General features: G+C 60.2%; 18 protein-coding genes and 1 riboswitch. Of the genes, 11 read left to right on the top strand and 7 right to left on the bottom strand.

Annotated features, from left to right (window positions below):
- Position 1: 1 nt before the first annotated feature.
- Positions 2-586, bottom strand: a complete 585-nt coding sequence (gene petA, locus GOX63_RS12115; RefSeq protein ID WP_170326235.1) for a ubiquinol-cytochrome c reductase iron-sulfur subunit — start codon at positions 584-586, stop codon at positions 2-4.
- A 476-nt stretch (positions 587-1,062) separates the two neighbouring features.
- Here petA and GOX63_RS12110 point away from each other — a divergent pair, with 476 nt between their 5' ends.
- Positions 1,063-1,509: a c-type cytochrome gene (locus tag GOX63_RS12110; protein ID WP_170326234.1), complete on the top strand. Its 447-nt coding sequence runs from the start codon at positions 1,063-1,065 to the stop codon at positions 1,507-1,509.
- Positions 1,510-1,558: 49 nt separating this feature from the next.
- On the opposite strand, the gene GOX63_RS12105 is transcribed toward GOX63_RS12110, so the two are convergent.
- The gene (locus GOX63_RS12105) at positions 1,559-2,167 is read right to left on the bottom strand and encodes a glutathione S-transferase (RefSeq protein ID WP_170545812.1); all 609 of its coding nucleotides are present in this window, start codon (positions 2,165-2,167) and stop codon (positions 1,559-1,561) included.
- A gap of 112 nt (positions 2,168-2,279) precedes the next feature.
- Positions 2,280-2,424: riboswitch (FMN riboswitch) on the top strand.
- Positions 2,425-2,496: 72 nt separating this feature from the next.
- On the opposite strand from GOX63_RS12105, the gene GOX63_RS12100 reads away from it, so the two are divergent.
- The 5 genes from GOX63_RS12100 (at position 2,497) to cobO (ending at position 6,415) form a co-directional block, all read left to right on the top strand.
- Positions 2,497-2,937, top strand: coding sequence for a 6,7-dimethyl-8-ribityllumazine synthase (locus tag GOX63_RS12100; protein ID WP_170326232.1), 441 nt, complete (start codon positions 2,497-2,499; stop codon positions 2,935-2,937).
- Between the two features lie 94 nt (positions 2,938-3,031).
- Positions 3,032-4,132, top strand: a complete 1,101-nt coding sequence (gene aroC / locus GOX63_RS12095) for a chorismate synthase (RefSeq protein WP_170326231.1) — start codon at positions 3,032-3,034, stop codon at positions 4,130-4,132.
- Positions 4,116-4,790 (top strand): HD domain-containing protein, encoded by a 675-nt coding sequence (locus GOX63_RS12090; RefSeq protein WP_170545810.1) that lies wholly within the window; start codon positions 4,116-4,118, stop codon positions 4,788-4,790. Before aroC ends, GOX63_RS12090 begins: the two co-directional genes overlap by 17 nt.
- Before the next feature lie 32 nt (positions 4,791-4,822).
- Complete coding sequence (locus GOX63_RS12085; RefSeq protein WP_170326229.1) at positions 4,823-5,758, top strand: DMT family transporter; 936 nt, start codon at positions 4,823-4,825, stop codon at positions 5,756-5,758.
- A gap of 57 nt (positions 5,759-5,815) precedes the next feature.
- Positions 5,816-6,415 carry a cob(I)yrinic acid a,c-diamide adenosyltransferase gene (gene cobO / locus GOX63_RS12080; protein ID WP_170326228.1) on the top strand — a complete coding sequence of 200 codons (600 nt, stop codon included), beginning with the start codon at positions 5,816-5,818 and terminating at the stop codon, positions 6,413-6,415.
- A 34-nt stretch (positions 6,416-6,449) separates the two neighbouring features.
- Here the strand turns inward: cobO and GOX63_RS12075 are convergent, their stop codons facing one another.
- The 5 genes from GOX63_RS12075 to GOX63_RS12055 form a co-directional block, all read right to left on the bottom strand.
- The gene (locus tag GOX63_RS12075; protein ID WP_170326227.1) at positions 6,450-6,644 is read right to left on the bottom strand and encodes a hypothetical protein; all 195 of its coding nucleotides are present in this window, start codon (positions 6,642-6,644) and stop codon (positions 6,450-6,452) included.
- 194 nt (positions 6,645-6,838) lie between these two features.
- On the bottom strand, positions 6,839-8,407 hold the full coding sequence (locus tag GOX63_RS12070; protein WP_170326226.1) for an alkaline phosphatase D family protein: 1,569 nt from the start codon (positions 8,405-8,407) through the stop codon (positions 6,839-6,841).
- Between the two features lie 133 nt (positions 8,408-8,540).
- Positions 8,541-8,906 (bottom strand): hypothetical protein, encoded by a 366-nt coding sequence (locus GOX63_RS12065; protein WP_170326225.1) that lies wholly within the window; start codon positions 8,904-8,906, stop codon positions 8,541-8,543.
- Between the two features lie 109 nt (positions 8,907-9,015).
- Positions 9,016-9,966, bottom strand: coding sequence for an AraC family transcriptional regulator (locus tag GOX63_RS12060; RefSeq protein WP_170326224.1), 951 nt, complete (start codon positions 9,964-9,966; stop codon positions 9,016-9,018).
- Positions 9,967-10,092: 126 nt separating this feature from the next.
- Positions 10,093-10,959, bottom strand: coding sequence for a branched-chain amino acid aminotransferase (locus GOX63_RS12055; protein ID WP_170326223.1), 867 nt, complete (start codon positions 10,957-10,959; stop codon positions 10,093-10,095).
- Between the two features lie 159 nt (positions 10,960-11,118).
- Here GOX63_RS12055 and GOX63_RS12050 point away from each other — a divergent pair, with 159 nt between their 5' ends.
- The 5 genes from GOX63_RS12050 to GOX63_RS12030 all read left to right on the top strand — a co-directional run bounded on the left by GOX63_RS12050 (position 11,119) and on the right by GOX63_RS12030 (position 14,431).
- Positions 11,119-11,631, top strand: a complete 513-nt coding sequence (locus GOX63_RS12050) for a MarR family winged helix-turn-helix transcriptional regulator (RefSeq protein WP_170326222.1) — start codon at positions 11,119-11,121, stop codon at positions 11,629-11,631.
- A complete protein-coding gene (locus GOX63_RS12045; protein ID WP_170326221.1) occupies positions 11,628-12,329 on the top strand; it encodes a response regulator in 702 nt (233 codons plus the stop codon). The genes GOX63_RS12050 and GOX63_RS12045 overlap by 4 nt, the downstream gene beginning before the upstream one ends.
- A 69-nt stretch (positions 12,330-12,398) precedes the next feature.
- Positions 12,399-13,325, top strand: coding sequence for a histone deacetylase family protein (locus tag GOX63_RS12040; RefSeq protein WP_170326220.1), 927 nt, complete (start codon positions 12,399-12,401; stop codon positions 13,323-13,325).
- Positions 13,322-13,564 carry an exodeoxyribonuclease VII small subunit gene (locus GOX63_RS12035; protein ID WP_058272726.1) on the top strand — a complete coding sequence of 81 codons (243 nt, stop codon included), beginning with the start codon at positions 13,322-13,324 and terminating at the stop codon, positions 13,562-13,564. Before GOX63_RS12040 ends, GOX63_RS12035 begins: the two co-directional genes overlap by 4 nt.
- The gene (locus GOX63_RS12030; protein WP_170326219.1) at positions 13,565-14,431 is read left to right on the top strand and encodes a polyprenyl synthetase family protein; all 867 of its coding nucleotides are present in this window, start codon (positions 13,565-13,567) and stop codon (positions 14,429-14,431) included.
- Positions 14,432-14,444: the final 13 nt, after the last annotated feature.

Here is a 14,444-nt window from a genome sequence, read left to right as displayed (position 1 = left end):
CTTAGCCGAGTCTGATGGTGCTGTTGTCCACCCACTCAACGGGCGGGACGGGCAGGTTTTCGGGCGCGGGGCCTTTGCGGATACGACCGGCAAGGTCGTAGTGCGAGCCGTGGCAGGGGCAGAACCAGCCGCCAAAGTCACCGGCATCACCCAGAGGCACACAACCCAGGTGGGTACACACGCCCATCTGAACGATCCATGCGCCGGGCGCTTCGCCTTCGGGCGACGGCATCACGCGGTTTTCGTCGGTCGCAGGCGCATCCGCGGGCAGGTTGAAGTTGCGCGCCAGCGGATCGGGCAGTGCGTCTACGCCTTCGGCGTCCTGCTCTTGCGCTTCGGTGATCTCGGCACCGGTGCGGTGACGGATGAACACGGGTTTACCCAGCCATTTCACGGTCAGCTGCGTACCCGGCTCAACGCCGCTCACGTCCACGCGGATCGAGGACAGCGCCTGAACGTCTGCCGATGGGTTCATTTGGTTGATCAGGGGCCATACGGCTGCACCCGTCGCAACGACACCTGCGCCGCCAGCGACGTAGTAGAGGAAATCTCTGCGGGTGCCTTCGTTGTCTTCTGCGTGGGACACGAGGTTTTCTCCGATTCCGGCGCCCGCAGTTGCGGGCAAACATGCATCAGCACCGCATCAAAGCGGCGTCTCATCGCGGCTATCTAGCCGGGAGAAATCGGTTCGTCCAGCGGTCATAGGCGCGCACTACGCCGCATATGGGCATTCATGTCACAACGGGGGGCTGATTTTTCAAGTTTTGGACGGGTTTAAGTGGGGAAATCCGCCAATCAGCCTAATTCGCCATCCATGTGATTCGGGTCCGGCGTACACGGGCCACCAGGATCAGTCATCCCCTCATCACAGGCTGCCTGATTTGCAAATTTCTGACCCATTTTCGCCATGCAATTTCCCACTTTCAGGAAATCCGTGACCGCGAAAAAACTGAGTTAAAAATAGATATTTTATAGGAGCTTACGCAGGCCTGATTTCGATTGCACTTTTAGCGGGAATCTCCGAAGGGCCGAATTAATCCCAACCTCAGCAGGACATTTTCCATGCCAAAGCTCATTCCAACTGCGTTGACTCTTACGATTGCCCTTGCGTCACATGCCGCAGCTGCCGGTGACCCGGCCAAAGGTGAAAAACTCTATAACCGCTGCTCTTCCTGCCATGCGATCATCAAAGACGGCGAGGTTCTGGTCAAAGGCGGCATCACCGGACCGAATCTCTTTGGCGTGGTGGGCCGCGTCGCCGGTGCCGAGAATGACTACCGCTATGGGAGCGAGCGTCTCCCCGTCGGCATGTTCACCGATGACATGATCCGCGCCGGCGAAGAAGGTCTGGTCTGGACCGAGGAAAACATCTCCGCCTATTCGCAGGACCCGATTGGTTTCATTCAAGAATATCTGGATGACGAAACCGCGCGCCCGAACATGAGCGTGAAGCTAAAAAAAGGCGCCGACGACATCGCGGCCTATCTCGCCACGTTCAGCGCACCCTGATCGACCACGCGCTGGCCCTGCAAGTCACGGCCAGCGCACCTGAATCGGGTTAACCCTCGGGACGGGTCGCCGCCATGCTGGGCCGTTCGTTGAAGGTGGCAAACCACTCGCTCAGCGCGTCATTACCTTTGCGCCAGTTCCGCGCGTCGTGTCGCAGGTCCAGATAGCCCAGCGCACAGGCCACGGCCACCTGCCCCATATCCAGCGGCCCCGACAGATGCGCCATCCAGCGCTGGTTCAACGCGGCACAGGCCCGTTCAATCTTGCCCCATTGCGCATCCAGCCACGTGTCCCACTGTTTGTCCTCGGGGCGCAGGCGCGCCTCATAGGCCATCCCCACCGCCGAATCCAAAATACCGTCAGCCAGCGCCTCCAACGTCAGCACGTCCCAACGCCCGGTGCCCTCGGGGTACATTCCCGCCTTGATGCGCGCGTCCAGAAAGGCGCAGATCACGCGGCTGTCGAACAGCGTCGGACCATCGGGTCGCTCCAGCGCCGGAATGCGTCTCAGCGGCACCTTGCCCTGCAGCTCGTCCGCAGGAGCCAACGGAGTGGTGGCGACGTTCAACACCTCGACATCTTCAAGCTGGCGGGTTTCGTGCAGCAAAACCATCACCTTGCGGACATAGGGCGAGGTTGGACTGTGATAGAGTTTCATTCGCGCTCTCCTTGGTTGCAGCGACCTTACAGGACGACCATGGAAACGAAACCCGTCAATTCGGTGGCAAGCAAAGCCTCTTGCAGAAGTGAACGGGCCTTGGCACATTCCACCCCGTTCTCAGGGCGGGGTGAAATTCCCCACCGGCGGTATGCGGGCATGACCCGTAAGCCCGCGAGCGGCCCCGTGCCGGGGTGTCAGCAGATCTGGTGAGAGGCCAGAGCCGACGGTTAAAGTCCGGATGAAAGAGAACGTGCAGCGTGCCGGTGATGCGGCGCGCCTGCCCGTGATCGCCTTGGGTGACGTGTCTGTTACGAAAGGAGATCATGATGACACACACCCGCTATGCTTTTATCAAAGCCAACTGGCATTCCGATATCGTGGACCGTGCGCTGGACGGGTTCCTCCAACTCATCCCCGCGGAACAGGTCGATGTCTTCGACGTCCCCGGCGCGTTCGAGATGCCCTTGCTGGCCCGCGATCTGGCCCAGACCGGCCAATACGCTGCCGTAGCCTGTGCCGCTTTTGTGGTGGATGGCGGCATCTACCGGCACGATTTTGTGGCCCAAGCCGTGGTTGATGGCCTGATGCGTGCAGGCATGGATACCGGTGTTCCGGTCCTGTCGGTGTCGCTAACCCCGCATCAATATCAGGAAACCAATCACCACAACGCCATCTACCGCGCGCATTTCGTAGAAAAGGGGCGCGAGGCCGCGCAAGCCGCCCTAATGATCACTAAAACCCGTGCCGAACTAACCCGTGCGGCATAGGCACACTTGGTTGGGGCGCCCTTGCCCCAACCGCAAATCCGCTTGAGGCCACGGGCCTTGCCCGCTAATCACAACCCTCAAAGGAGCACGCCCCATGTCGATGAACAGCTTTGGACACCTCTTCCGCGTCACCACCTGGGGTGAAAGCCACGGGCCCGCCTTGGGTGCCACCGTCGACGGCTGCCCGCCGGGCGTGACGATTGACGAGGCGATGATCCAGCACTGGCTGGACAAGCGCAAACCGGGGCAGAACAAATTTACCACCCAGCGGCGTGAACCCGATCAGGTCAAAATCCTGTCTGGCGTGTTTGAAGGCCAGACCACCGGCACACCCGTCCAGTTGATGATCGAGAACACCGATCAGCGCTCGAAAGACTACGGCGATATCATGCACAAGTTCCGTCCGGGCCACGCCGACATCACCTACTGGCAGAAATACGGTATCCGCGACTACCGCGGTGGCGGGCGCAGCTCGGCCCGCGAAACCGCGTCGCGAGTCGCCGCAGGTGGATTGGCCCGCGAGGCGATCAAGCAGATCGCACCGAATGTGCAGATCACCGGCTATATGACGCAAATCGGCCCGCACAAGATCGACCGCGCCAATTTCGACTGGTCGCAGATTGAACAGAACCCGTTCTGGACACCCGATGCCCAAGCCGCGGAGGATTGGGCCACCTATTTGGACGACCTTCGCAAGTCCGGCAACTCGGTCGGTGCGGTGGTCGAGGTTGTGGCCCGCGGCGTTCCCGCCGGGCTGGGCGCACCTGTTTACGCCAAGTTAGACACGGATCTGGCCGCTGCGATGATGTCAATCAACGCAGTCAAAGGCGTTGAGATCGGCGAAGGCATGGCCGCCGCTGAACTGACCGGTGAAGCCAATGCAGATGAGATTTTCATGGGTCAGGACGGCCCACAATACAGCAGCAACCATGCCGGGGGCATTCTGGGCGGCATCTCGACCGGGCAGGATGTTGTGGTACGGTTTGCGGTCAAACCGACCTCGTCCATCCTGACCACGCGCAAGACCATCACCAAATCGGGAGAGGAAACCGAGATCATCACCAAAGGCCGCCACGACCCCTGCGTCGGCATCCGCGCGGTGCCGGTGGGTGAGGCAATGATGGCCTGCGTGATCCTCGACCACCTGCTGCTGCACCGCGGCCAGATCGGAGAGAACCGTGGACGGATCGGCTGATCTGCGCTCGCGCCTGCGCGCCGTCGTCGCGCAGCGGATGGAAACCGATCCGGCACACGATCTGGCCCATCTGGACCGGGTCTGGGTGAATGCTCAGAACATCGCGGATGGGGCGACAGACCGGTCCGTGTTGCTGGCCGCCTGTTACCTGCATGATCTGGTCAATCTGCCGAAAGACGACCCCAAACGCCATCTGGCCTCGCGCAAGTCGGCGCAGAAATCAGAGCCTATCCTGCGAGAATTGGGCTATAACGACACCCAGATCAGCGCCATCCAGCACGCCATCGAAGCGCATAGTTTCTCGGCCAATATCACGCCCGAAACGCCCGAGGCCTGCATTCTGCGCGATGCGGACCGGCTGGATGCGCTTGGGGCGATCGGGGTTGCGCGAAACTTCTCGGTCTCGGGCGCATTGGGGCGGACGCTGTATGATGCCGCCGATCCTTTTGCTGCGAACCGCCCGCTGGACGATCTTGCCTTTTCGATCGACCATTGGAAGGTCAAGCTGTTGGCACTGCCGGATGACATGCTGACCGAAGGCGGCGCGGCATTGGCGCGGCAACGTACCCAACGGATGATCCGGTTCCTGGAAGAGTTTGCCGACGAGATCGGCCACCCCCTGCCTGCCGACTGGTCGAGTTCCCGCACCGATCATTGATCTTTGACTGACAAAAGAGCAGGGTCGCGCCGATGGCAAAACCCTTAACATCGCATCGACCTGTGCTGGCCGTATCGCTGAAACTCAGCGCGCTGGTTCTGTTCACCGCAATGCAGGCGCTGGTCAAAGCCTTGTCGGACGATTTCCCACCCGGAGAGATAGTATTCTTCCGCTCGCTCTTTGCGGTTCCGGTGATCATCGGCTGGCTGGTCTATCGCGGTGAGTTGGCGCAGGGGTTGGTGGTCAAGAAACCCATGGGGCATTTCTGGCGCGGCGTTCTGGGCACGAGCGCCATGGGCCTGACCTTTACCGGCCTCAGCCTGCTGCCCCTGCCCGAGGTCACGGCAATTGGCTATGCCACCCCGATCTTCACCCTGATTCTGGCCGCGATCATGCTGGGCGAGCGTATTCGCATGATCCGCATTGGCGCTGTTGCCATCGGCCTTCTGGGGGTGCTGATCATGATCTGGCCCCGGCTGGGCGGCAACAATATGGACACCGCCGCCACCATCGGCGCGCTCTGCGTGCTGGTGGCCACCATGGCGCGGGCCTTTGTGCAGATACACATCCGGCAATTGGTGCAGATCGACCATCCCGCTGCGGTGGTGTTCTATTTCTCGCTGACCGCTACATTGCTGTCGTCTCTGACAGCCTTTTGGGGTTGGACGATGCCAACATGGGAACAGGCTCTAATACTGGCTACAATGGGGTTGATCGGCGGCGTGGCACAGATTCTGGTGACCTCGTCCTATCGCTTTGGACAGGCCTCAATGCTGGCCCCTTATGATTACACGACCATGCTGTTTGCCATAGTCATCGGCTATGTGTGGTTCGATGAGTGGCCGACACTTGTCATGCTGGGTGGCGCGGCGCTGGTCATTGCGGGCAACGTGCTGGTTATCCTGCGTGAACGCCAACTGGGCGTGGATCGGGGCAAGGACAAATCGGCCCCGGACCCAAAGGCCTGATCTTTACCTTTGGCAAACTTCGCTTAGGTTGGGCGCAAATCAAGAAAGGTTCCGCTCATGAGCGACGCACAAGATCACAAGGAAAAGATGCAGAAGGTGCAGGCCCAGCACCGCAAGAAAGTGTCCGAGGCCGTCGACCCGGAGCGCGGGCTGGTTCTGATCAACACCGGCAAAGGCAAGGGCAAATCCTCGGCCGCGTTTGGCGTGGTGATCCGGGCGCTTGGTTGGGGCCAGAAGGTCGCCGTGGTGCAGTTCATCAAAGGCAAGTGGAAAACCGGCGAGCGGCGTTTTTTCGAGGAACGCGATCTGGTGACCTGGCACACGATGGGTGAAGGCTTCACCTGGGACACACAGGACAAGGAGCGTGACATCGCCGCCGCCAACGCCGCCTTTGACAAGGCCCGCGCCCTGATGGCCAGCGGTGACTATGATCTGGTGGTTCTGGACGAGATCAACATCGCCCTGCGCTATGAATACCTGTCGGTGGATCAGGTGATCGACGGTTTGAACGAACGGTCCGACAAGACCAGTGTGTTCCTGACCGGCCGCGATGCGCCGCAAGCGCTGCGTGACTATGCCGATCTGGTTACCGAAATGACCGAAGAAAAGCACCCGTTCCAAGCTGGTATCAAAGCCCAGCGCGGCGTTGATTTCTAAGGTTTAGAGCTTGTACAGCCCCGCCCCGGGGCTGTTACCCCATCGGATTTTCATTGAGAAACCGAACCGAGCCACGACGACTTGCGGCACTGGCTGGCAAGGTTTCAGGCAAGTCGCGTTCTGCTTTGGGTGTTTTGTCGACATAGGCGCAAAAGTCATCGTCACAGCAACAGCCGCAAGCTGTGGCTGCTTCGTGCCGTGCCATGATTTCGTCCAGCGGATCGCCCATGTCTTACCCCGATCATTCGTTTCCGAGGCGGCGGCAAGCTCTCACCGTTTCATGCGCTAAGCCCGCAAACCGCCTCGAAACCCTGTGCCGGATGCTCTTGCATCTGGCGTTATGCGTTATCTGACTATTTTAGTCGGAATTTTCAAGGGCAAAAACACGCCCCAAAATTCTTCGGGGCGCGATGTGACGAGCGATCAGATCCCCTGCGGCTGCGGGTCCAGTGTGACCGACCACAATTCGGTATCGGCACGATCCATCAGGCGCACGGTCATCTGCTGGGTTGCGCCGTCGATATCGACCAAGCCAAAGAACTGCAGGCCTGCACTGGGGGGCAGATTGGCGCCCTGCTCCTTGGTCGGCGCTTTGGCGAACTTCACCTCTGGCCCAAAAGTGCCGTCCAGCGCGTTCGGACCAAAGGTTCCGGCGTGCAGCGGGCCGGACACGAATTCCCAGAACGGCTCAAAATCCTGGAATTGCGCTTTGTTAGGGTCATAATAGTGCGCAGCCGTATAGTGTACATCCGCCGTGAACCAGACCGTGTTGGTAACCCCTTCGGTCTTGATGAAACGCAGCAGATCGGCAATTTCCAACTCGCGCCCCTTGGCCCGGCCACTATCCCCGTTCGCGATCGCCTCGGCCCCTTTCTGATCCTTCCACCGGTCCCAAACGATCAGACCGATGGGCATATCAGAGGCGATCACCTTCCATGTGGCCTGCGACGCGGCCAATTCACGTTTCAGCCACGCCAGCTGTTCGGCGCCAAGAATGCGCGACTTGTCGGTGATTTCATCCTCCATCGAAGACCCGTTCGGCCCGCGATAGCTACGCAGATCCAGAAAGAACACGTCCAGCATCGGACCATACGAGATCTTGCGATACACACGCCCCGGCTCGGCCGGCGTGATCCGCAGCGGTGTCATCTCGTGAAAGGCACGGCCCGCGCGGGATTGCAGTACATGCACCGATTTCTCGGTATAGCGGTCGTCCGAGATCAGGTCCTTGGCATCCGACCAGTTGTTGACCACCTCATGGTCATCCCACTGGAAGAATGTCGGGCAGACGGCGTTCATCGCGCGCACATGCGCGTCCATCATGTTGTATTTCCACTGGGCGCGAAATTCGTCCAACGACTCGGCCACCTTGCGTTTCTCGTCAATCAGGGTGGTGTTTTTCCAGATCAACTGGCCGTCTTTCTCAACCTCATCCTGCATCGGACCATCGGCATAAACCGTGTCGCCCGAGTGGATAAAGAAATCCGGCCGGTGCTGCGCCATGGTGGCATAGGTGCGCATACCTTCGTCATCGATGCCCCAGCCTTGCCCTGCCGTATCACCCGACCATGCAAAGCGGATATTGCGACGCTCGGACGGTGCAGTGCGGAATTGACCAATAATAGGCTCTGATACGACATTGATGTCGCTCAGATCAGCAGCCACAAACCGGTAGAAGATTTCCTGATCCGAGGGCAGCCCCTCGACCAGCCGCTTCACCGCGAAATCGCTGTTCGGGATCGCATCCATCGGGGTCAACTTGCGGACGTCGGCAAAGCTCTCGGTGGTTGAGACCTCCATCATCACCCGCGCAGGGCGATCCGTGCGGGTCCAGATCATGCCCGAGCTCATGTCCACATCGCCGGACTGCACGCCATGGGTAAAGACGGGACGGGACGCGGCGCGACTGATCGCAGGCATGGACAGCGACGCGGCAAAGGCAGTGCTGCCAGCCAGAAAGGCGCGGCGGTTGGGGCGAAGGATTTGGGTCATGGTGGCTCTCCTGTCTGGCGACCCTTTTGGGTCACGCGATTGGTGAGCGGCAGTGAGCCGCCTGTTTGTAAAACAAGCGGCTCAGATTCTTGAAAGTATCACGATGAAATTGTGACACCTGTGGAAAACCTGCTCAGGCGGTCAAACCCTGTTCTGGCGTGCTGAGCGAGATGACGGCGACCACCGCTGCGCCGTTCAGCCAATAGTATATCGCATCCAGCCCCGAGAACCCAAACAGGCTTGGCGCGGCCAGAAACACGACGCCGACCAGCAGATCAACGGCCAGATGGAACTTGTAGGGCAGCACCCGCCAGATGCCGAGGTGGTGATCGGTCAGCACGGTCAGCACAAAGGCCGCAACACCAGTTGCAACAGACAGCCACAGGGCCATCGGGTTGGATTGCCCCAGCCCCAGAACAAAGGGCAGCCCCATAAGCGCAAAGGCGACCGGGTAGTCCAGATAGGCGTGGATGGTGCGGGTAACGAAACGAACAGACATTGAAATTTCCTTTCCTTTCTTGGCATGACCCCAAACTAGGAAAGAGTATTCGGACGTTTAATTCCGGATCGTTCGTGAAACTGTGCAGATCGTTCAGAACTGGGTGCGATCAGTGCATCGACCGATACGCAGCCGGGGAGAGGCCGATCTGCTTTTTGAATACCCGGGAAAACGCAGCCTCGGAAGCATAGCCGACCTCGGCCGCCGCATCCGCCACGTTCCAGCGCGCCTCGGTCAATCCGTGACAGGCGATCTGCATCCGCCAGTCGGTCAGGTATTGCATCGGTGTAGTTCCCATCTTCTCGGCAAAGAGCTGTGCGAAGGCGGTGCGTGACATACCGGCCTCGCGCGCCAGCGATTCAACGCTCCACTCCTGCGCCGGGGCCTGATGAAAGGCGGTCAGTGCGCGTGAGATGCGGGGATCGGCAAACCCGGCCAACGCGGATTCGCTTGGGCTTTGATGCTCCAAATGGGCACGAATGGCTTGTGCAAACAACACCTCGGACAGTTTCAACGCGATCAGATCGCCGCCGATCCGGGCGCCGCTGACCTCGGACCCGATCATGCGTAGGGTGGCTTCGATCCAGGCCCCGGCCTCTTCGCCGTAGTTTTCGATCAGGATATAGGGTGGCAGCCGGTCGATCAGCATATGCCCGCTCCCTTGCCGTCCCGGAGGGCCGGTGAACGAGAAGTGACCACAGATCAGTTGCGTGTCTCGGCTTTTATCCTCGCCGCCATAAATCAACACGCCGTCACCTTGGTATCCGGCATCGTCCAGGACCTGCTCAAGCGGCAGCGCGTCCATCGGTTTGACCTCATTACACAGCAGGGCATGTGCCGCGCCATGCGGGATCAGAATCAGGTCGCCCTGCTTCAGACGCAGCGTTTCGCCTGTGTTAGAGACGTAAACTTTCAATTCCCCGCGCTGAACGAAATGAAACCGGGCGACGTTCTGGTAGGCGGGCACCTGAATACCAAACGGCGGTGTGAAAGAGGTTCGAAAGTAGAATGTCCCACGCAGGGACAGGCGGGTGAGGATATCGCTGAGCAGGTCCAACATGGGGTTAACCTACACCCGGTTGCGCGTTCGTCCAGCCAACGGGACGATCTGCACAAAGTCTTGAACGGCGGGCAAAGAAAAACCCCCGCCAATAGCGGGGGTTCCATAAATCGTGTGTCGCTCGGATCAGGCGCGGACCAGCGCCTCATACTCGGCAGCGATCTCACGGGTCAGGTCTCCGACCTCGAAGGTATAATCACCGATCTGCCCGACCGGGGTGACCTCGGCGGCGGTGCCGGTCAGCCAGCACTGTTCGAAATCAGCCATTTCCTCGGGCTTGATGCGGCGTTCGTGGACAGTGATGCCTTTGTCTTTCAGCATCTGGATCACGGTCTGACGGGTAATGCCGTTCAGGAAGCAATCTGCCAGCGGCGTGTGCACCTCACCATCCTTGACGAAAAACACGTTGGCGCCGGTCGCTTCGGCCACGTAGCCGCGCCAGTCCATGAACAGCGCGTCCGAGCAGCCCTTGGCCTCGGCCTTGTGCTTGGAAATGGTGCAGATCATGTAGAGGCCCGCCGCCTTGGCGTGGACCGGGATGGTTTCCGGGCTGGGGCGTTTCCATTCCGCGATGTCCAGCTTGGCGCCCTGCATCTTGGCGTCGCCGTAATAGGCGCCCCACGGCCAGACGGCCACGGCCATGCGCACCGGGTTCTTGGCCGACGCCACGCCCATATCTTCGCCCGATCCGCGCCAGACCAGCGCACGGACATAAGCGTCCTGCAGGCCGCTGGCCTTCAGCGCTTCTTCCTTGGCGGCCTCGATTTCGTCCACCGAATAGGGCATCGGCATATCCAAAGCCTCGGCCGAGGCAATCAGACGTTCGGAATGTTCGCGGCTTTTGAAGATCTTGCCGTTATAGGCGCGCTCTCCTTCAAAGACCGAGGACGCATAGTGCATCGCATGGGTCAGGATGTGCACATTGGCCTCGCGCCAGGGCACAAGTTTGCCATCCAACCAGATGGTGCCATCACGATCATCATAACCCGCCATGCGAAACCTCCAGCCTTGGGTTGAATTTTCCGATTGTTGCGCCAATTAAGTCCGATGCGGACATAAAGTTGCGCAGAAACTGCGATTCGATACCTGTCCACTCTTGGAATGTCAACAACGCTGACATAAACTCGGCACGAGTAACGAATGAGGCATACTATGTCGGATACGCGTCCCGCCCAAGTCTTTGGCGGTGAAAGCCTGTTGTTTTTGACCGACGAACAGCTTCGGCAGGGGATCGAGGCGATGTTTTTCGCATATCGCGGCTTTACCGCCGACCCTGATCGCATTCTGGCGCAGATGGCCTATGGCCGGGCGCATCATCGGGCGATCCACTTCATCAACCGCGCGCCGGGGACGACGGTGAACAACCTGCTGGCTATTCTCGGGGTGACAAAACAGTCTCTGAACCGGGTGTTGCGGACGCTGATCGAGGATGGCCTGGTCGAAAGCCGCGTCGGCACGGTGGACAAGCGGGAACGGCATCTGTTTCTGACCGAAAAAGGCAAGGCGCTTGAGACCAAACTGTCCGAAGCCCAGCGCGTGCGGATGCGCGCGGCGTATAAGGACGCAGGCCCCGAGGCCGTGTCAGGATTTCGTAAAGTGCTTGAAGCGATGATGGATGCTGATATGCGTCATGCCTATACGAAACTGCGGGATACCACCTCATGAGCGAAATGGACGCCCATCTGCTGATCGTTGACGACGATGAGCGTATTCGTGATCTGCTCAAGAAGTTTCTGATGCGGAGCGGTTTTCTGGTCACGGCGGCCCGTGATGCGGCACACGCACGGCGTGTGTTGTCCGGGCTGGACTTCGACATGATCGTGATGGACGTGATGATGCCCGGCGAGGATGGCGTGAGCCTGACCAGAACGCTGCGCGAAACCCATACTACTCCAATCCTGCTGTTGACCGCACGCGGAGAGACCGAGCACCGCATCGCCGGGCTTGAAGCGGGTGCGGACGACTATCTTGCCAAACCGTTTGAACCGAAAGAGCTGCTGCTTCGGATCAATGCGATCTTGCGGCGGATGCCGGAAACCCCGGCGCTGGATACCGCGACCAAGATTCTGAACCTTGGGCCGATCCGTTATGACGTGGAACGCGGCGAGATGTGGCAGGGCGAAGAGCCTGTGCGTTTGACAGCAACCGAGAGCCAGTTGATGAAGATCTTCTCGGCCCAGCCGGGTGAACCGATCAGCCGCGCCAAACTGGTCGAGGATCTGGGCCGCGACAAGGGTCAGGCGCAGGAGCGCGCTGTGGACGTGCAGATCACCCGTCTGCGTCGGAAAATCGAACAGGACCCAAAGCAGCCACGGTACCTGCAGACGGTACGCGGCGCCGGATATATGCTGGCGCCGGATTGATTTGGCCGCTGCGCGGCGATTTTATGCCTTCGGCGAGGATGTTTTTGGCCAGATGAACAGGGGATTCTGATGAAAACCGCCCTTTTGAATCATGCGGATTGCCTTGGGCATGTGACACCGGACGGGCATCCGGAACGGGTGGCGCGGTTGGAGCATATTCTGCACGCGCTGGAGTCACTGGATTTAAACCGGGTGACGGCCCCTTTGGCGGCGGATGACGATCTGTTGCGGGTGCATCCGGAAAGCTACATTCGAGACATTCGCAGCGCGCGCCCGGCAGAGGGGTTTGCACAGATTGACGGGGATACGTTCATGTCTCCGGGCTCGGTCGATGCGGCCTACCGTGCCGCCGGGGCCGTGGTGCGCGCTGTGGATATGGTATTGCGCGGAGAGGCCCCGAACGCCTTCTGTGCGATCCGGCCGCCGGGTCATCATGCGGAAACAGACACAGCGATGGGCTTCTGCCTGTTCGGAAACGCGGCGCTGGCAGCCAAGCACGCGCTGGATCACCACGGGTTGAACCGGGTTGCGGTGGTGGATTTCGATGTGCATCACGGCAATGGCACGCAGGATCTGCTGTGGGATGAAAAACGCGCGCTGGTGATCACCAGCCAACAGATGCCTTTGTGGCCCGGATCGGGGCGTCCGGATGAGACCGGCGCCTTTGAGACCATTCTCAACATCCCTCTGGCCCCCGGGACAGGTGGGGCAGAGATGCGCAGGGCTTATGAAACGCAAGCCTTCCCGCGCCTGCGCGCTTTCAAGCCGGAACTGATCATCATCTCAGCCGGGTTTGACGCGCATCAGGACGATCCGCTGGCCAATCTGAACTGGTCCACCGGCGATTTCGCCTGGGTCACGGCAGAGCTATGCAAACTTGCCAACGAGCTGTGCGAAGGACGTATCGTCTCGACTTTGGAAGGCGGGTATGATCTGAACGCACTGGCCGAGGCCACCCGCGCCCATGTGGAAGAATTGATGAAGGCAGCCCGATGACCGATACTCCCGTTGATCAGATGACATTCGAACAGGCGATGAAAGAGCTTGAGGCCGTGGTCGGCCAGTTGGAGCGCGGCGACGTGGCGCTGGACCAGTCCATCGCGCTGTACGAGCGCGGGGCGGCGTTGAAAAAGCGCTGCGAGGATGAGCTGAAACGGGCCGAGGAAAAGGTGGCCGCGATCACTCTGGACGCCAATGGTCAGCCGACCGGGACGACGCCTGTCGAAGGTCAGTAAATGTTTCGCGAAAAGCTAGCGCAGGATGCGGCGCGTATTCAGGATCAGTTCGATCTGGTTCTGGGTGCGCTGGACGATCTGGATGTAACCCGGGCGATGGCCTATGCCACCGAGGGCGGCAAGCGGTTGCGCGGGTTTCTGGTGCTGGAAAGCGCACGCCTGCATGGCGTGGACGAAGGGCGCGCGATTTGGCCAGCCGTTGGGATCGAAGCGCTGCACGCCTATTCGCTGGTGCATGACGATTTGCCCTGCATGGATGACGACGACCTGCGGCGCGGGCGCCCGACCGTGCATGTGAAATGGGACGACGGCACTGCCGTTCTGGCGGGCGATGCGCTGCAAACGCTGGCCTTTGAACTGTGCACACGGCCCGAGGTCGGCACTGCCGAGGTCCGCGCGGAACTGGCCCTGACGCTGGCAAATGCCAGCGGGGCGCAAGGCATGGTGCTGGGTCAGGCGTTGGATATTGCGGCGGAATCGGCGGCTGCGCCGCTGACATTGGACGAAATTACGCGCCTTCAGGCGGGCAAGACCGGCGCCCTGATCGAATGGTCGGCCTGTGCGGGGGCTCGGCTGGCGCTGGCCGATCCGGAACCCTTGCGCCAATATGCCCAAGCCCTTGGCCTTGCTTTTCAGATCGCGGATGACATCCTTGATGTGGAAGGTGATGCCGAAAAGGCCGGGAAACGCCTGCAAAAAGATGCTGAGGCCGGCAAGGCCACGTTTGTATCCCTGTTGGGCCTGAATGCGGCCAAGGCCCGTGCTGTAGAGCTGGTCGACGAAGCCTGCGCCGCATTGGATGGGTACGGTGCTACGGCTGAAACCTTGAAGGACGCCGCCCGCTTCGTTATTGCCCGGGACAGCTAAGCCAGGAACGCGC

It is taken from the genome of Ruegeria arenilitoris, assembly GCF_013031355.1.
GTDB lineage: Bacteria > Pseudomonadota > Alphaproteobacteria > Rhodobacterales > Rhodobacteraceae > Ruegeria > Ruegeria arenilitoris_C.
This window is presented reverse-complemented; position numbering and strand designations above follow the sequence as displayed.